The sequence below is a fragment of the Acinetobacter seifertii genome, from assembly GCF_000368065.1.
GTDB lineage: Bacteria > Pseudomonadota > Gammaproteobacteria > Pseudomonadales > Moraxellaceae > Acinetobacter > Acinetobacter seifertii.
The window spans coordinates 228619-245597 of record NZ_KB851204.1 but is presented as its reverse complement, the minus strand read 5'-3'; the positions used below and the strand labels follow the sequence as shown (position 1 = coordinate 245597).

Below are 16979 nucleotides of genomic sequence, written 5' to 3'. Positions count from 1 at the left end.
TTTAGTCAATAAACGTTACACCACCCATATATGGGCGTAATACTTCTGGAATCTCAATTGAGCCGTCTTCACGTTGGTAATTTTCCATAACTGCAAGCAAAGTACGTCCTACTGCAAGACCTGAGCCGTTTAGCGTATGCACTAATTCAGTCTTCTTCTGATCCATACGGAAGCGCGCTTTCATACGACGTGCTTGGAAATCCCCCATATTAGAGCAGCTTGAAATCTCACGATATGTATTTTGGCTTGGAACCCATACTTCTAAGTCGTAAGTTTTCATCGCACCAAAGCCCATATCACCACCACAGAGCAAAATTTTGCGGTATGGCAAACCAAGTGCCTGCAAAATACCCTCGGCATGTGCAGTGAGTTCTTCAAGTGCCTGCATAGATGTTTCAGGTTTAACGATTTGCACCATTTCAACTTTATCAAATTGGTGCTGACGGATTAAGCCACGTGTATCACGTCCATAAGAACCAGCTTCACTACGGAAACATGGTGTATGCGCTGCATATTTTAGTGGTAAACGGTCTGCATCAATGATTTCGTCGCGAACAAAATTTGTGACAGGAACTTCAGCTGTAGGAATAAGGTAGTATTCTTTTTCGCCTTGAAGTTTAAATAAATCTTCTTCAAATTTTGGTAATTGTCCTGTCCCACGAAGTGAGTCAGCATTAACCAAATAAGGCACGTAAGCTTCAGTATAGCCATTCTTTAAAGTATGGGTATCAAGCATGAACTGAGTTAAAGCACGTTGTAGACGCGCTAAAGGCCCCTTCAACACGCTGAAACGTGAACCGGTAAGTTTGGTCGCAGTTTCAAACTCTAGGCCGCCCATCCACTCGCCTAAATCAGTATGATCTTTGATTTCAAAATCGAACTGACGAGGTGTACCCCATTTTGAGATTTCAACGTTATCACTTTCATCTTTACCAACTGGAACAGATTCATCTGGTAAGTTTGGAATGCTTAGTGCTTTTTGCTCAATCTCATTTTGTAGTTCTGATAAAGCAACTTCAGCAGCTTTAATCTCATCACCAATGGCCTGCATACGTGCCATGATTTCAGAAGCATCGCCACCGGATTTTTTAATCTGACCCACTTGTTTAGCACCGGCATTTCGCTCTGCCTGTAACTTTTCAGTTTTTGATTGCAAGTCTTTACGGCGAGTTTCTAAAGATGCCCATTCTTGGACATCTAGCTGAACACCACGTTTTGCCAAAGCTGCATTAACGACTTCAATATTATTTCTGAGTAACTTAGGGTCGATCATAATTAATCATAATATGGGTAAAAAACTGGCTATAGTGTAAGCCCTTAGCACTAAAAAATATAGTGATCATCTTCATATCGAATAGCTTTCACACAATTCCGAGAAGAGACCACATATTTTACATGTTGTAGTTTGGCACACTTGGTAAATACTCAGGTTTAATGAACTTAGCTGCCTCAAAATACGGCAGTGTTAATTCAGTCATACCCTCTGCATAAGAAGCCAATTCATAAACTGGATAAACAAAAACAATCCCATTGGCACCATAGTAGTAATTATCACTTAACTGTAGTTTTTCACGGGTAATATTGTGGTCTTGAAGCCAGTTGATATTCGCATCAAAAAGTGCATCAACAAGTTGTTTTTCTACATCTGGCTTAATAAGCTCAGCAACAGTAATGTGCTTTTTATTTAATAAATCGAAATTTACAAATTCTTGATGTGACATGCCATGTGCTGCACCTGCGGAGTATGAGTATGTCTGTAAGGCAAAGGTTGCAAGATTATAATTTTGTCCTAAATAACGAACATAAATTGCACTTTGACTTGAACGAGGCTCTCCCTCTGGTACTTCAACAGGTTTATCAGCCAAGTTTGCAAAAGCATTCGGGTCTGCCTTTTTTATACGGTTCGTAAAATAATCATTAATCCATTTTTCATTCGTTTGTACTGTCTGGAAATCATATTCAGTACAGCCATCTTCAAGGCAAACTTTAGACTTTGGTAATTTTACTGGAATTACTTTTGCCTGAATAACAGGAACTTCTGCTTGTTTTTGCTCTTTTACTGAAGCACTAGATGCGGGTTGCTCATCTTTAGCTGCAGATTTTGGCTGACAGCCACTTACTGCCACCATGGCAGCTACTATAGGAAGAATGAAAATAATTTTCTTGTCGTAAAGTCGCATGTTAATCCCCGTATATTCTCTTTTATCACTATACAAAGCGTAAGAATAAGACGGGGTTAAAAAATGTATCTAGGGTTGATATATAAAAAGAAAGCCACCTGAAATGGTGGCTTTCTTAAAGAGTCAGAATAATTATTGATCAATAATATCGGTGCCTTTAGGAGGCGTAAAATTAAAAGTAGAAGCTGGAATTGAAGCATTCACTTTCACATTATTAAATTTCACGTAAGTGGTTTGACCTAAAGAATCTTGTAGCACCATTAACGTAGGTGCTTTGTTTGCACCAAAACTAATCGTTAAACTTTGAAAAGCGCCATCTTCTTTTTTAGGGAATAAAGTGAAGTATAACTTAGACTTATCTGGCTGAGTCACTCGATAAGACTTCATGATTTGATTAGTATTACCAGAGAGCAATAAAGCTGGTGTATCGGCTACTTGTGAATCTAAGCTTTGACGTACGGCTTGTTGTAAATCAGGATCATAAATCCAGACTGTTTTACCACTAGTTACAATAGTCTGTTTAGACGGGCTCACAGTTTCCCAATAAAATTTCCCTGGACGTTCGACCTTCATAGACCCCTTAAACGTCTGGTTCATATGCTGAGCACCTAAACCTTTTTTCTGTACCATAGTTTTTGTATTAGATTTCGTTGTTTGCTCAAAATCGGCAGTTAAACGTTGTAATCCTGACAACTGATTTACCAAGTTCCCAATTGCCTGTTGCTCCGGTGCTGCTACTGGTGCAGCGAACGCTGTAGTACTCATTACAGGAGCAAGCACTGACGCGCTGAGTGTAATAGCACACATAGTTTTACGAAGCATATTCATGTCATCACCTTTTTAGTTGCTGTAAGATAACCTATTAAGCTTTGATTAGAACAAGCAGAATAAGCTCTTCATTTCATGACCCATATTAACCGACAAACTCAGTGCTAATCATTGAGAAAATAAGATATTTTGTTATGTTATTCATATTGTTTGTAGAATTTCATTCATCATGATGAAGATAAAATTAATGAAGTTCCATAAAAAAAGCCCACAAAATGTGGGCTTTTTTTAAAGCTAAAACTTAAACAGCTTCAACTTTTACGTAGCGACGGCCAAATTGACCTTTCACTTCGAATTTTACTACGCCGTCAGCAGTAGCAAATAAAGTATGGTCACGGCCCATACCAACATTTGCACCAGCGTGGAATTCAGTACCACGTTGACGAACGATGATGTTACCAGCAGTTACAGTTTGACCACCGTAAACTTTAACACCTAACATTTTTGGGTTTGAATCACGACCGTTCTTCGTCGATCCACCGGCTTTTTTAGTTGCCATGTCTCTTACTCCTCGTGATTAGCCTGAAATACCAGTAATTTTCAACTCAGTGAACCATTGACGGTGACCTTGTTGCTTACGGTAGTGTTTACGACGACGCATTTTGATAATGCGGATTTTGTCGTGACGACCATGACCAATCACTTCTGCAGTTACTTTAGCGCCAGCTACAACTGGAGCACCGATTTGAATGCTGTCACCATTTACAACCATTAATACATCATCAAATGTAATAGTTGCGCCAGACTCAGCTTTCAATAATTCAACTTTAAGGGTTTCACCCTCAACTACACGGTGCTGTTTACCACCGCTTTGGATTACTGCGTACATAATGTACTCCAATCAGCCCGTGTCGTCGTGTCGATAAAGGGATATATCGATCTTAAAACGAACGCCACTGGGGTTATACAAGGCGACAGATTTTAAGTGAAATTTGATCAAACGACAAGTGCTTTATCTTTATCTATACAACTAGAGGTGGTTATTCTTACACAATAAAAACAGCTTCGATTCGAATTTAGTACTTTTCATTGATTCTGAATAGAATTTAAAATAAAGTTCCAATCACAACTTGCAACAAGAACAAGCTGTATTCATGTTGACGTTATTAAAATTTATTGTTTTGTCGGAAACACATCGTTTTGCCGAAATAAAGAACAAAGAACTCTTCATGAATATACAATGATGAATATCAATTGCTTGTTTCCCTGTTTAATGCACTTTTAATTGATACACTAACGCCAATTATTACCTATACGGGGTTTTTCTTCATATGGTCATCGATTTTAAGCAAGACATTCTCGCTCCTGTTGCTACAGACTTTGCTGCGATGGATCACTTGATTAATGAAGGAATTAGCTCAAAAGTCGGCTTGGTCATGTCGGTAAGTAAACATGTTGTTGAAGCTGGCGGCAAACGTATGCGCCCAATCATGTGTCTACTTGCAGCACGCGCTTGTGGCCTCGACAATATGCAAAATGCACAGCGTCTGGCAGCCATTATTGAAATGCTCCATACAGCAACTTTAGTGCATGATGATGTGGTCGATGAATCGGGGCTTCGACGTGGCCGTCCTACTGCCAATGCGACTTGGAACAACCAAACTGCCGTGTTAGTGGGTGATTTCCTTATTGCTCGCGCTTTTGATCTATTGGTCGACTTAAACAACATGACCTTATTAAAAGACTTCTCAACAGGTACATGTGAAATTGCAGAAGGTGAAGTATTACAGCTTCAATCTCAGCATCAACCCGATACAACTGAAGAAACATATTTAAAAATTATTCACGGTAAAACTTCTCGTTTATTTGAACTTGCAACTGAAGGTGCTGCTATTTTGGCGGGCCAAGAAGCCTACCGCGAATCTTTAAGATTATTTGCAGGTCACTTCGGAAATGCATTCCAAATTATTGACGATATTTTAGACTACACGTCGGATGCTGAAACATTAGGTAAAAATATTGGTGATGATTTGATGGAAGGTAAACCTACTTTACCGTTAATTTCAGCATTAGCACATTCAACAGGTGAAGAACACGCCATTATTCGTCGTAGTATTGCGACTGGTGGAGTTGATCAATTATCAAAAGTCATTGAAATTGTGCAAAAGTCTGGCGCTTTAGATTATTGCCAGCGTCGTGCCCAAGAAGAAACAGAAGCAGCACTGCAAGCCTTATCTATCTTACCTGATACACCTTATCGTCAGGCATTGATGAATTTAACTCGGCTTGCATTACATCGAATACAGTAGATACTATTTTGCCTATGCATATAAATTTTTCAGATCATTTTTTAAAAATCCAGAAACAGCTTGAAAATCCTCAAGCTGTTATTGATGAAAATATACTTATTGATTTAGTCAATGCTTTACGGCCATCCGATCCTCACGGTACGGAGGAGATACAACAAAAAATACAAGCATTTATTGACAGCCTTTTACTTACCCCTACCGCTTCAGCTCTCTTACAATCCTTTTTATTACGTTTAATTAATCAATATAAGCAAGTGAGCTTATATGCAGATAGCGGAATTCTGTCTTTAGATGGTTTCTGGAATCAGCTTGGGCAAAGACTCGGTGGCCATTTCCTGCCACTTATTGAAGATTCAAGTCAACTCAAAATTTTGATTGGGAAAATTTTTTATTTAGAAAGTGATTCAATCTGGTTGAATCATATTGATGATAAAAATTGGGCAACATTATTCGGACTTATTGGACAAAGTAATAGTAACGTCGATGAAAAACACGCTATTCAACGAGAGATGATTAAGGCTATTACCGTCTTGTCTTATCGGATTAGCGGTATTGGTCTTTATCCCGAGTTTATTAATGCTCAACCAGAACTAACTGAATACGAATCACCTTTTTTGGTACAAAACCGCGAAATTATTGAGTTTATCGAAAAATATAAAAAACAAGATATTTCTCAACATGATACTGTCGTAACAGTACCTCCAGATGCTTCTCAAGCCTTTGTAATGTTAGAACAATGTCGAGATGTTGTTTTAAAAATACGTCGAGCCACCAAAAGAATCGGTGTTAGTTTAAGTTTGACTTATTTATTGTCTTTGCTTGAGCAGTGTTTAGACCGAATTGAATTATTACTTTATCTAGTTGTAGACGACAGTGAAGGACGCTACGTTTCTTTAGGAAACCTAATTTCGGACTTAACTAAAGCCCATTATAGTGAAAAAAGTGTTCGCTCTTTATTAAGCACCACCAGTGAACTCATCGCGTTTCAGGTTACAGAAAATGCGAGCCGTACCGGTGAACATTATGTAAGTACAGACACTAAAGGCTTTTGGGGAATGTACAAAGCTGCTGCTGGTGCAGGTGTCATTATTGCCTGTATGGCAACATTAAAGATTCTTGCTGCACGAATGACAATGGCACCGCTCATGCAAGCCTTTACGTTCAGTATGAACTATTCACTTGGTTTTATTCTGATTCACGTACTGCACTTTACCGTTGCAACAAAACAGCCAGCAATGACCGCTGCTGCACTCGCTGCAACTGTACAGCAGCGTAAAGGCTCTAAAACTGCACAAATTGCAGAATTAGCAGCACTTATTATCAATATTATTCGAACTCAGTTTATTGCTATTTTGGGTAACATCTCAATTGCGATTCCTACTGCCGCGCTCATTACTTTTGCTTGGCAGTTTTACCTAGATGAGCCTTTATTAACCCATACCAAAGCAACCTATTTATTACATAGCTTAAATCCTTTTACGTCGTTAGCAGTTCCACATGCAGCAATTGCAGGTGTGTGTTTGTTCTTGTCGGGTCTGATTGCAGGCTATTTCGATAATATGGCTGTTTATAGAAAAGTTGGACCACGTTTAAAAGCTCATCGCCGACTACGCAGTTTATTTGGACAAGAACGTCTTAATCGTTTTGCTGAATATATTGAACGTAACTTAGGTGCACTTGCGGGTAACTTTCTATTTGGTGTCATGCTAGGAAGTATGGGAACCATAGGTTTCATCCTTGGTCTACCTCTTGATATTCGACATATTGCCTTTGCTTCAGCGAACTTCATACAAGGTTTAATGACCATTAATGGTAGCCCTGATATTGGTTTGATTATAGTTTCGTTTTTAGGTGTGCTCTGTATCGGCCTCACCAACTTATTCGTAAGTTTCACCTTAACGATTATTGTAGCCCTACGCGCACGCCGAGTTCGCTTTGAACAATGGAAACCTTTAGCCAAACTAGTCATGACCCATTTTCTTACACATCCAAGCGATTTCTTTTGGCCACCCAAACAGCCACTAGAACTCGAAGAAAATACACAAGCCAGTAGCGGTAAAAAAGCAGAACACTGAGTTTTGCTTTGTACATAAAATGTGAATTTCGTCAATTTTGTTGTGATTGTTTTTCCAAATGTTAAAAAAATTTCAAAATGAATTTACGATGATCTATCAGGCTTGAAAAAAAGTGTACTGGCAAGTACACTTTCAACGGCGTTCAATAGTGAAAAAACTATATGAATGAGCAAAGGTGTGTTTATGCCCTATCTATTGCTTTGTATTGGTTGTGTTTTTTTAGGATTAGGTGTTCTTGGTCTTTTTGTACCAAGTCTTCAATCTTTGGACTTGCTCACCGTTCAAACATTGAGTCATCATCGTTTAGATTATCTTAATAGTATAACTACCTTTCTTGCACGCGTAGGCGGCATGCCTTTTGTATGTTTTTTATCCTTTCTAGTATGTGTATATTTAGCATGGTATAAAAAATTTATTACTGTTATTTTCATTAGCTTGGGAGTTATCGGCAGTATCACCATTGGTTGGCTGCTCAAATGGTGTGTTAACCGGCCTAGACCTCCTGCGGCATATCATATTGTTGAAAGTTACGGTGCATCGTTCCCAAGTGCACACAGTGTTTATGCATCAACACTGGCTTGTCTGGCAATGATTATGTTATGCCATAAGCACAACACTAACTCTCCTTATATTGTTTTGATCTCCTGTCTTTGGTTTGTGTGTATGGGGCTTTCAAGAATATATGCAGGAGTTCATTTCCCAACAGATGTACTCGCTGGTTGGGGCATTGGTTTTATTTGGATTGCACTGCTTTGGCTCTGGTTATTACAAACACAAAGTAGGTTAAGTAGAAAACAAATATATTTTTAGATTTTATCTAAACGAGGTGGAACAATGATGTCGGCTAAGCTTTGGGCACCAGCCCTTACTGCTTGCGCATTAGCAACAAGTATCGCACTTGTTGGTTGTAGCAAAGGCTCCGATGAGAAACAGCAAGCTGCTGCTGCTCAGAAAATGCCGCCTGCAGAAGTAGGTGTTATTGTTGCTCAACCACAAAGTGTTGAACAAAGCGTTGAGCTTTCAGGCCGTACTTCAGCATATCAAATTTCTGAAGTTCGCCCTCAAACAAGTGGCGTGATTTTAAAACGTTTATTTGCTGAAGGAAGCTACGTTCGTGAAGGTCAGGCACTGTATGAGCTTGACTCTAGAACGAACCGCGCAACGTTAGAAAATGCAAAAGCATCTCTCCTACAACAACAGGCAAATCTAGCTTCACTACGTACCAAGTTAAATCGTTACAAACAACTTGTTTCTAGTAATGCTGTGTCTAAACAGGAATATGATGATTTACTTGGTCAAGTTAATGTTGCAGAAGCACAAGTTGCTGCAGCTAAGGCTCAAGTAACAAATGCAAATGTAGATCTTGGTTATTCTACAATTCGCTCTCCTATTTCTGGGCAATCTGGACGTTCGACAGTAACAGCTGGTGCTTTGGTTACTGCAAATCAGACTGATCCGTTAGTGACAATTCAACAGTTAGATCCAATCTATGTTGATATTAATCAGTCTAGTGCTGAATTATTGCGTTTACGTCAACAATTGAGTAAAGGCAGTCTGAATAATAGTAACAACACGAAAGTAAAATTAAAGCTTGAAGATGGTTCTACCTACCCAATCGAAGGCCAGCTTGCTTTCTCTGATGCTTCTGTAAACCAAGATACAGGAACAATTACATTACGTGCCGTATTCTCTAACCCGAATCATCTGTTACTTCCGGGTATGTATACCACTGCACAAATTGTTCAGGGTGTTGTTCCAAATGCTTATCTGATCCCACAAGCAGCCATTACACGTCTACCTACAGGTCAAGCTGTAGCAATGCTTGTTAATGCTAAAGGGGCTGTTGAGAGTCGTCCTGTTGAAACCTCAGGTGTTCAAGGACAAAACTGGATTGTGACAAACGGCTTAAAAGCCGGTGATAAAGTCATTGTTGATGGTGTTGCCAAAGTTAAAGAAGGGCAAGAAGTATCGGCAAAACCTTATCAAGCTCAACCAGCAAATCCTCAAGGTGCAGCACCAAATGCTGCTAAACCGGCTCAATCAGGTAAACCTCAAGCAGAACAGAAAGCAGCTTCAAATGCATAAGGGGTAGATTGAATGGCACAATTTTTTATTCATCGCCCCATCTTTGCGTGGGTGATTGCATTAGTCATTATGTTGGCGGGTATTCTCACGCTAACAAAAATGCCTATTGCACAGTATCCAACGATTGCACCACCGACTGTCACGATTGCTGCGACTTACCCTGGTGCATCGGCTGAAACCGTTGAAAATACCGTAACCCAGATCATTGAACAACAAATGAATGGTCTTGATGGCTTACGCTATATTTCATCTAACAGTGCTGGTAATGGTCAGGCATCTATTCAGTTAAACTTTGAGCAAGGGGTTGACCCTGATATTGCACAAGTTCAGGTTCAAAACAAATTGCAATCTGCAACTGCTCTTCTACCTGAAGATGTACAACGTCAAGGTGTAACTGTTACTAAATCTGGTGCCAGCTTCTTGCAAGTTATTGCATTTTACTCACCAGATAACAGCCTTTCAGACTCAGACATTAAAGACTATGTAAACTCGACAATTAAAGAACCGCTTAGCCGTGTTGCTGGTGTTGGTGAGGTACAAGTATTTGGTGGTTCATACGCAATGCGTATTTGGCTTGATCCGGCCAAACTAACAAGTTATCAACTCACTCCAACTGATATTGCGACTGCGTTACAAGCACAAAATTCGCAAGTTGCTGTAGGTCAGTTAGGTGGCGCACCTGCCGTACAAGGTCAAGTACTTAACGCAACAGTAAACGCACAAAGCTTGTTACAGACTCCTGAGCAGTTTAAAAATATCTTCTTAAAGAACACAGCATCTGGTGCTGAAGTTCGTTTAAAAGATGTTGCTCGCGTAGAGTTAGGTTCTGATAACTACCAGTTCGACTCAAAATTTAATGGTAAACCAGCAGGCGGTCTTGCAATTAAAATTGCAACCGGTGCTAACGCACTAGATACAGCTGCTGCTGTTGAACAACGTTTATCTGAATTACGTAAGAACTATCCAGCAGGTCTTGCTGATAAGTTGGCTTATGACACGACTCCATTCATCCGTCTTTCAATTGAAAGTGTAGTACACACATTAATTGAAGCTGTGATTTTGGTATTCATCGTCATGTTCCTATTTTTACAAAACTGGCGCGCAACGATTATTCCAACGCTTGCAGTTCCAGTAGTTGTATTAGGAACATTTGCTGTTATTAATATTTTCGGTTTCTCGATTAACACTTTAACCATGTTTGCTATGGTATTGGCAATCGGTCTTCTGGTCGATGACGCCATTGTTGTAGTCGAAAACGTTGAACGTGTAATGAGCGAAGACCATACCGATCCGGTTACGGCAACTTCTCGTTCAATGCAGCAGATTTCTGGTGCGTTAGTGGGTATTACCAGTGTATTGACAGCGGTATTCGTACCAATGGCCTTCTTTGGTGGTACAACGGGTGTAATTTACCGTCAATTCTCGATTACCCTTGTAACAGCAATGGTTCTATCGCTAATTGTAGCGTTAACATTCACCCCTGCACTTTGTGCAACTATTTTAAAACAGCATGATCCGAACAAAGAACCAAGCAATAATATCTTTGCTCGTTTCTTTAGAAGCTTTAACAATGGTTTTGACCGCATGTCGCATAGCTACCAAAATGGTGTTAGTCGCATGCTTAAAGGCAAAATCTTCTCTGGCATTCTTTATGCTGTTGTAGTTGCCCTTTTAGTATTCCTGTTCCAAAAACTCCCATCTTCATTCTTACCAGAAGAAGATCAGGGCGTTGTAATGACACTTGTTCAACTACCTCCTAATGCAACGCTTGACCGCACAGGTAAAGTGATTGATACCATGACAAACTTCTTTATGAATGAAAAAGACACTGTTGAGTCTGTCTTTGCCGTTTCTGGTTTCTCATTCACAGGTGTGGGTCAAAATGCTGGTATTGGATTTATTAAGTTAAAAGACTGGAGCAAGCGTACATCACCAGAAACTCAAATCGGTGCATTAATTAAACGTGGTATGGCATTAAATATGATCGTTAAAGACGCATCTTATATCATGCCATTACAACTACCAGCGATGCCTGAATTGGGTGTAACTGCCGGATTTAACTTACAGCTTAAAGATTCAAGTGGTCAAGGCCATGAGAAACTGATCGCCGCTCGTAACACGATTTTAGGTCTTGCATCACAAGATAAACGCCTTATGGGTGTGCGTCCGAATGGTCAGGAAGATACACCTCAGTATCAAATTAATGTAGATCAGGCTCAAGCTGGCGCAATGGGTGTGAGCATTGCTGACATCAACAATACAATGCGTATTGCATGGGGTGGTGCATACATTAACGACTTCGTTGACCGTGGCCGTGTGAAAAAAGTTTATGTTCAAGGTGATGCGGGTAGCCGTATGATGCCTGAAGACTTAAACAAGTGGTATGTACGTAATAACAAAGGTGAAATGGTTCCATTCTCTGCATTTGCTACTGGTGAATGGACTTATGGTTCTCCTCGTCTTGAACGTTATAACGGCGTATCATCGGTCAACATTCAAGGTACTCCTGCAACTGGCGTGAGCTCTGGTGATGCCATGAAAGCAATGGAAGAAATTATTGGTAAGTTACCATCTATGGGCTTACAAGGTTTCGACTATGAATGGACAGGTTTATCACTTGAAGAACGTGAGTCTGGTGCTCAAGCTCCATTCTTATATGCGCTTTCATTGTTAATCGTATTCCTTTGCTTAGCAGCATTGTATGAAAGCTGGTCAATTCCATTCTCGGTTTTACTGGTGGTACCACTTGGTGTCATTGGTGCGATCGTATTGACTTACTTGGGTATGATTATTAAAGGAGATCCAAATCTCTCAAATAACATTTACTTCCAAGTAGCAATTATTGCGGTGATCGGTCTTTCTGCAAAAAATGCGATCTTGATTGTCGAGTTCGCAAAAGAGCTGCAAGAGAAAGGTGAAGACTTGCTTGATGCAACTTTACATGCTGCAAAAATGCGTTTACGCCCAATTATCATGACGACCCTTGCCTTCGGTTTCGGTGTACTTCCACTTGCTCTTTCAACAGGTGCTGGTGCAGGAAGTCAACACTCTGTAGGCTTTGGTGTACTTGGTGGCGTACTCAGTGCAACGTTCTTAGGTATCTTCTTTATCCCTGTATTCTATGTGTGGATTCGTAGTATCTTTAAGTACAAACCAAAAACCATAAACACTCAGGAGCATAAATCGTGATGCAAAAAGTATGGTCTATTTCAGGTCGTAGCATTGCGGTATCTGCACTTGCGCTTGCTTTGGCAGCTTGTCAAAGCATGCGCGGCCCAGAACCAGTCGTGAAAACCGATATACCACAAAGCTATGCATATAACAGCGCTTCTGGTACGTCTATTGCTGAACAAGGTTATAAGCAGTTCTTTGCTGATCCTCGTTTGCTCGAAGTGATTGACTTGGCTCTTGCCAACAACCGTGACTTGCGTACAGCAACGCTCAATATTGAACGTGCTCAAGAGCAATATCAGATTACAAAGAACAATCAGCTTCCAACTATTGGTGCAAGCGCTAGTGCGATTCGTCAAGTTACTCCAAGCAGTAATCCAAATAACCCCTACTCTACTTATCAAGTAGGTTTGGGTGTAACTGCTTACGAGCTTGATTTTTGGGGTCGTGTTCGTAGTCTAAAAGATGCTGCTTTAGATAGTTATCTTTCAACTCAAAGTGCTCGCGATTCGACTCAAATCAGTCTTATTAGCGAAGTTGCTCAAGCATGGTTAAATTATTCGTTTGCAACAGCAAACTTACGACTTGCAGAGCAAACACTTAAAGCACAGCAAGACTCTTACAATCTCAACAAAAAACGTTTTGATGTAGGTATCGACAGTGAAGTTCCATTACGTCAGGCACAGATTTCTGTAGAAACTGCACGTAATGACGTAGCAAACTACAAAACACAGATTGCCCAAGCACAAAACTTGTTGAACTTACTTGTGGGTCAACCAGTTGCACAAAACTTGTTGCCTACACAACCAGTAAAACGTGTTGCTCAGCAAAATGTATTCACTGCTGGTTTACCAAGTGACTTACTTAACAACCGTCCAGATGTAAAAGCGGCTGAATATAACTTAAGCGCTGCGGGTGCGAATATTGGTGCTGCAAAAGCACGTTTATTCCCAACCATTAGCTTAACGGGTTCAGCTGGTTATGCATCAACTGACTTAAGTGATCTATTTAAGTCCGGTGGTTTTGCATGGTCAATTGGCCCAAGTTTAGATTTACCAATCTTTGACTGGGGCACTCGTCGTGCCAATGTAAAAATTTCTGAAACTGATCAGAAAATTGCATTGTCTAATTATGAAAAATCAGTTCAATCTGCGTTCCGCGAAGTGAATGATGCACTTGCTACACGTGCCAACATTGGTGACCGTTTAACAGCACAACAACGTTTGGTAGAAGCAACTAACCGCAACTACACACTTTCAAATGCTCGCTTCCGTGCTGGTATTGATAGTTACCTGACTGTTCTTGATGCACAGCGTTCATCTTATTCAGCAGAACAAGGTTTGTTATTGCTTCAACAAGCAAACTTAAACAACCAAATCGAGTTATATAAAACTCTAGGTGGTGGTTTAAAATCAAACTCTTCAGATACAGTGGTACATCAACCATCAAGTGCTGAACTGAAAAAACAATAAGCTTTAAATCTGATTTTCATAAAAGCTCACTTCGGTGGGCTTTTTTATTGCAACTCATCTGAATATTTTCTATCTTGAATCTTTAAAAATGTCGATTGATAAAAAACAATGTTATTAAGTAATTTAGAAAACGTTCCAGGCCATCAAATTTTAAAACAACTCGATGTTGTGTATGGAAGCACTGTTCGTAGCAAACATGTGGGCCGTGACCTCATGGCAAGTTTAAAAAATATTGTGGGTGGTGAACTTACAGGCTACACCGAACTTTTAGAAGAATCCCGCCAAGAAGCCATGGATCGTATGATTGCCAAAGCCCAACAGCTTGGTGCGAATGCAATTGTTGGTATTCGTTTTTCAACTTCAAACATCGCCCAAGGCGCTTCCGAGCTATTTGTATATGGCACAGCAGTCGTTGTGCAACCTCAAACTCCACATCTACCAGATCCATTTAAAGTATAGGTAGAAAATGGACAATCTTATTTTTCAGCTTGTTGTTTTCCTTATTCTTTTTAGCATTGGATGGGCTTTTGGCCGCCATATTGAGCGAAAGCATTTGAATGAACTTCTAGAAAAAGAGCAACAATTTGCCCATATCAGAATTGATACCAACCGTTTTGCAACAAGTGATCAGTTAGGTCATTTTATTAGCAGTAATGTAGTCATTTCACATGACTATTTTAAATATGTACTGGCTTCTATAAAAAACGTTTTAGGTGGTCGTCTTAGCAGTTATGAAAGTATTGTTGAGCGTGCTCGTCGCGAAGCGATTATTCGTTTAAAACAACAAGCACATAGTGTAGGTGCGAACCATATTATGGGAGTTCGGCTGAGTACAACCGAACTCGGTATGCAAGGCGGAATGGTTGAGGTTTTCGCTTATGGTACAGCAGTCAGAGACTAGCACTGCCCCATAGCAGAAAAGTGAATACGTGGATTGCCAATATTTTTAGTTAAGTGTTGGCAAATTCCGGTAATTTTCCATTTGTCCTGTTGTTTTGCCAAAGTAAAATAATAGCGACCAAAAGAATGAAAATAATCATTTTCCGAAAAACGGTAAATTTGATAATTACACTCTAGCCATGCTCGGTCTTGTTCAATCCGAATAAGAGGATTACTCAAATTGTGCTGTAGTCGTAAATGCGACAAAGCTTGTTGCCGAGAACCTTTAAATTCATGACAAGACACCACACATAAAGGTTCTCCTCTAAACTGGAAATAGTCCACCTCAAGTTGATCGGCCAATAACTCATCAAACGCATCCCAATTTTTCTGGTCAAAGACCAATTGAAAACGCGTTACAACGTCTAAGATACGATGGTAGTCTTGATCCATGGCGAACCTTCTATGTGGGTTTTCCATCAATTTAGCACGGCGAAATCTCTTTTTTATTTCACTTTTGTTTTTCGAATCATTTTATAGAGTAATTTCGGGGACATACGGGAAACCATCACACCCAGTTTTTCTTTCGTGCCGCCCACTACTATATACTCTTGCCCTTGCATTAACGCCTTAACTGACTGTTCTGCAAAAAAATCTGCTTCTAATCCATTTTCAATTGCTTCATCTTGATGGCCCTGAGGCTGCCCTGCACCATTTAATGCATTAAAAGAAACATTGGTTTTTACAAAGCCCGGGAAAATCACAGAAACTTCAACGCCCTGATCTGAAACTTCGGCACGTAAACTGTTGGCCCACATATGAATAGCAGCCTTAGCAGCCGAATAACTTGCACGGTACTGTGTACCTAATAGCCCTGCTACACTAGAGACAAATACAACTCGGCCAGACTTTTGTTTGAGCATGGTCGGCAGCACAGTTTTAGTTAATGCGACTTGTGAGAAATAGTCCACTTCCATAATGGCTCTTTCAGTTTCCATTGTGGTGTCCTGAATCAAAGCACGTTGACTTAAACCCGCATTATTAATAAGCCAGTCGATTCGGCCTTTGGCTTTTAAAATCTGCTCATACGCTTCTTGAACTTGCTCTTGCTTGGTAATGTCTGCAACTACCGACAAATGCTGGTCTGGATGGAGTAAACCAACGCGAACTTCTTCTAATTCTTCAAAGCGGCGTGAAGTTAAAATCACTTGAGCACCTTGCAGAGCAAACTCACCAGCTAAAGCTTTACCTAATCCAGAAGATGCTCCCGTAATCCACACCACTTTATTTTGCAAAGTATCAAGTTTGGCCATTTTAACTTCCTATTATCTTTTTAAATTATGCTGCTTGATGCATGAAGGCCAAAAAGTGGTTGATATAATGAGTTGCTGTGGTCTGATCAACCTGCGTCCCCAATTTTTCCAAACGTTTATAGCCCAAATGCGTTGTCATATTAATGACCCCATTTAGGGTTTTATCGACAACCAAATTAAATTTTAAACGTTTTTTAGGTTCACGTACTAGGCTTGTTACGCCTAAATCCACAATTTGAATCAAGGTTTGAAAAGCTTCTTCTACGCTTTGCATATTGCCTGCACGTATTTGCTCGGTCAGTGTTTGAGCTTGTTGCACAAGTTGTTGGGTTATGGGGTATGTAATATAAACATCTTGCTCACGTTCTTTCATGAGTGAGGTCATATAATCAACCAAAGGTAAAAGTCGTTCATTACCAAAAAAAGAGACTGACCAAGGCATATACTTTCGGAAAGTATCTAAAATTTGTTGAAGAACTTTCTCGGACTCATGACGCTGTTTCTCAGTCATAGCCGAGTTGTCTTGCTCTGCCTGCAACAATACCGAGAATACTTGCTCAATAATTTCACAAGATAAATCGGAAAGAACATTACCTAATACTTTGGATTGGCTTTCTTTTATCCCAGCGTGCAATTTCTCTCGAATCGCAGCAAATTGCGTATAGGTCGAGTCGGAAATTTTTAAGAAAACTTTATAGCTCATGAGTTGCATCCCTTATCAATTCTT

At 40.0% G+C, this 16979-nt stretch carries 16 protein-coding genes and 1 pseudogene; 9 read left to right on the top strand and 8 right to left on the bottom strand.

The features are described 5' to 3' along the window. Position 1 precedes the first annotated feature (1 nt). From serS to rplU, 5 genes are all read right to left on the bottom strand, one after another. Positions 2–1273, bottom strand: coding sequence for a serine--tRNA ligase (gene serS / locus F985_RS23730; protein ID WP_004705874.1), 1272 nt, complete (start codon positions 1271–1273; stop codon positions 2–4). 118 nt (positions 1274–1391) lie between these two features. After that, the gene (locus tag F985_RS23725) at positions 1392–2180 is read right to left on the bottom strand and encodes an RsiV family protein (RefSeq protein ID WP_004705873.1); all 789 of its coding nucleotides are present in this window, start codon (positions 2178–2180) and stop codon (positions 1392–1394) included. 132 nt (positions 2181–2312) lie between these two features. Next, positions 2313–3008, bottom strand: a complete 696-nt coding sequence (gene lolA / locus F985_RS23720) for an outer membrane lipoprotein periplasmic chaperone LolA (RefSeq protein WP_004705872.1) — start codon at positions 3006–3008, stop codon at positions 2313–2315. A gap of 241 nt (positions 3009–3249) precedes the next feature. Continuing rightward, complete coding sequence (gene rpmA, locus F985_RS23715; RefSeq protein ID WP_004705871.1) at positions 3250–3507, bottom strand: 50S ribosomal protein L27; 258 nt, start codon at positions 3505–3507, stop codon at positions 3250–3252. Positions 3508–3525: 18 nt separating this feature from the next. Further along, complete coding sequence (rplU, locus tag F985_RS23710; protein ID WP_004705870.1) at positions 3526–3837, bottom strand: 50S ribosomal protein L21; 312 nt, start codon at positions 3835–3837, stop codon at positions 3526–3528. A gap of 96 nt (positions 3838–3933) precedes the next feature. Between rplU and F985_RS25950 the strand changes: the two are divergent. The 9 genes and pseudogenes from F985_RS25950 to F985_RS23670 all read left to right on the top strand — a co-directional run bounded on the left by F985_RS25950 (position 3934) and on the right by F985_RS23670 (position 14961). Next, a pseudogene (locus F985_RS25950) lies at positions 3934–4233 on the top strand (hypothetical protein). Between the two features lie 46 nt (positions 4234–4279). Then, positions 4280–5257 (top strand): All-trans-nonaprenyl-diphosphate synthase, encoded by a 978-nt coding sequence (gene sdsA / locus F985_RS23705; protein ID WP_004705869.1) that lies wholly within the window; start codon positions 4280–4282, stop codon positions 5255–5257. A 14-nt stretch (positions 5258–5271) separates the two neighbouring features. Next, positions 5272–7332: a site-specific recombinase gene (locus F985_RS23700; RefSeq protein WP_004705867.1), complete on the top strand. Its 2061-nt coding sequence runs from the start codon at positions 5272–5274 to the stop codon at positions 7330–7332. A gap of 183 nt (positions 7333–7515) precedes the next feature. Further along, positions 7516–8142, top strand: coding sequence for a phosphatase PAP2 family protein (locus F985_RS23695; protein ID WP_004705866.1), 627 nt, complete (start codon positions 7516–7518; stop codon positions 8140–8142). Positions 8143–8166: 24 nt separating this feature from the next. Next, positions 8167–9417 carry a multidrug efflux RND transporter periplasmic adaptor subunit AdeI gene (gene adeI, locus F985_RS23690; RefSeq protein ID WP_004705865.1) on the top strand — a complete coding sequence of 417 codons (1251 nt, stop codon included), beginning with the start codon at positions 8167–8169 and terminating at the stop codon, positions 9415–9417. 12 nt (positions 9418–9429) lie between these two features. Beyond that, positions 9430–12606 (top strand): multidrug efflux RND transporter permease subunit AdeJ, encoded by a 3177-nt coding sequence (adeJ, locus tag F985_RS23685; RefSeq protein WP_004705864.1) that lies wholly within the window; start codon positions 9430–9432, stop codon positions 12604–12606. Further along, positions 12606–14060 carry a multidrug efflux RND transporter outer membrane channel subunit AdeK gene (adeK, locus tag F985_RS23680; protein ID WP_004705863.1) on the top strand — a complete coding sequence of 485 codons (1455 nt, stop codon included), beginning with the start codon at positions 12606–12608 and terminating at the stop codon, positions 14058–14060. Before adeJ ends, adeK begins: the two co-directional genes overlap by 1 nt. A 108-nt stretch (positions 14061–14168) precedes the next feature. Continuing rightward, a complete protein-coding gene (locus tag F985_RS23675; protein WP_004705862.1) occupies positions 14169–14519 on the top strand; it encodes a YbjQ family protein in 351 nt (116 codons plus the stop codon). Between the two features lie 7 nt (positions 14520–14526). After that, a complete protein-coding gene (locus tag F985_RS23670) occupies positions 14527–14961 on the top strand; it encodes a YbjQ family protein (RefSeq protein WP_004705861.1) in 435 nt (144 codons plus the stop codon). Here F985_RS23670 and F985_RS23665 read toward each other — a convergent pair. From F985_RS23665 to F985_RS23655, 3 genes are read right to left on the bottom strand one after another with little or no spacing between them, the layout of a single operon-like run. Continuing rightward, a complete protein-coding gene (locus tag F985_RS23665) occupies positions 14958–15392 on the bottom strand; it encodes a nuclear transport factor 2 family protein (protein ID WP_004705860.1) in 435 nt (144 codons plus the stop codon). The two genes, F985_RS23670 and F985_RS23665, sit on opposite strands and share 4 nt — an antisense overlap. 53 nt (positions 15393–15445) lie before the next feature. Then, on the bottom strand, positions 15446–16252 hold the full coding sequence (locus F985_RS23660; RefSeq protein WP_004705858.1) for an SDR family NAD(P)-dependent oxidoreductase: 807 nt from the start codon (positions 16250–16252) through the stop codon (positions 15446–15448). A gap of 25 nt (positions 16253–16277) precedes the next feature. Then, entirely contained in the window at positions 16278–16955 is a 678-nt protein-coding gene (locus tag F985_RS23655; protein WP_004705857.1) for a hypothetical protein, read from the bottom strand. Positions 16956–16979 lie beyond the last annotated feature (24 nt).

What these genes read in the sequence shown, in the direction of transcription:
- serS (WP_004705874.1), bottom strand. Translation starts at nt 1,273, where the DNA reads ATGATCGACCCTAAGTTACTCAGAAATAATATTGAAGTCGTTAATGCA.
- F985_RS23725 (WP_004705873.1), bottom strand. Translation starts at nt 2,180, where the DNA reads ATGCGACTTTACGACAAGAAAATTATTTTCATTCTTCCTATAGTAGCT.
- lolA (WP_004705872.1), bottom strand. Translation starts at nt 3,008, where the DNA reads ATGAATATGCTTCGTAAAACTATGTGTGCTATTACACTCAGCGCGTCA.
- rpmA (WP_004705871.1), bottom strand. Translation starts at nt 3,507, where the DNA reads ATGGCAACTAAAAAAGCCGGTGGATCGACGAAGAACGGTCGTGATTCA.
- rplU (WP_004705870.1), bottom strand. Translation starts at nt 3,837, where the DNA reads ATGTACGCAGTAATCCAAAGCGGTGGTAAACAGCACCGTGTAGTTGAG.
- sdsA (WP_004705869.1), top strand. Translation starts at nt 4,280, where the DNA reads ATGGTCATCGATTTTAAGCAAGACATTCTCGCTCCTGTTGCTACAGAC.
- F985_RS23700 (WP_004705867.1), top strand. Translation starts at nt 5,272, where the DNA reads ATGCATATAAATTTTTCAGATCATTTTTTAAAAATCCAGAAACAGCTT.
- F985_RS23695 (WP_004705866.1), top strand. Translation starts at nt 7,516, where the DNA reads ATGCCCTATCTATTGCTTTGTATTGGTTGTGTTTTTTTAGGATTAGGT.
- adeI (WP_004705865.1), top strand. Translation starts at nt 8,167, where the DNA reads ATGATGTCGGCTAAGCTTTGGGCACCAGCCCTTACTGCTTGCGCATTA.
- adeJ (WP_004705864.1), top strand. Translation starts at nt 9,430, where the DNA reads ATGGCACAATTTTTTATTCATCGCCCCATCTTTGCGTGGGTGATTGCA.
- adeK (WP_004705863.1), top strand. Translation starts at nt 12,606, where the DNA reads ATGCAAAAAGTATGGTCTATTTCAGGTCGTAGCATTGCGGTATCTGCA.
- F985_RS23675 (WP_004705862.1), top strand. Translation starts at nt 14,169, where the DNA reads ATGTTATTAAGTAATTTAGAAAACGTTCCAGGCCATCAAATTTTAAAA.
- F985_RS23670 (WP_004705861.1), top strand. Translation starts at nt 14,527, where the DNA reads ATGGACAATCTTATTTTTCAGCTTGTTGTTTTCCTTATTCTTTTTAGC.
- F985_RS23665 (WP_004705860.1), bottom strand. Translation starts at nt 15,392, where the DNA reads ATGGATCAAGACTACCATCGTATCTTAGACGTTGTAACGCGTTTTCAA.
- F985_RS23660 (WP_004705858.1), bottom strand. Translation starts at nt 16,252, where the DNA reads ATGGCCAAACTTGATACTTTGCAAAATAAAGTGGTGTGGATTACGGGA.
- F985_RS23655 (WP_004705857.1), bottom strand. Translation starts at nt 16,955, where the DNA reads ATGAGCTATAAAGTTTTCTTAAAAATTTCCGACTCGACCTATACGCAA.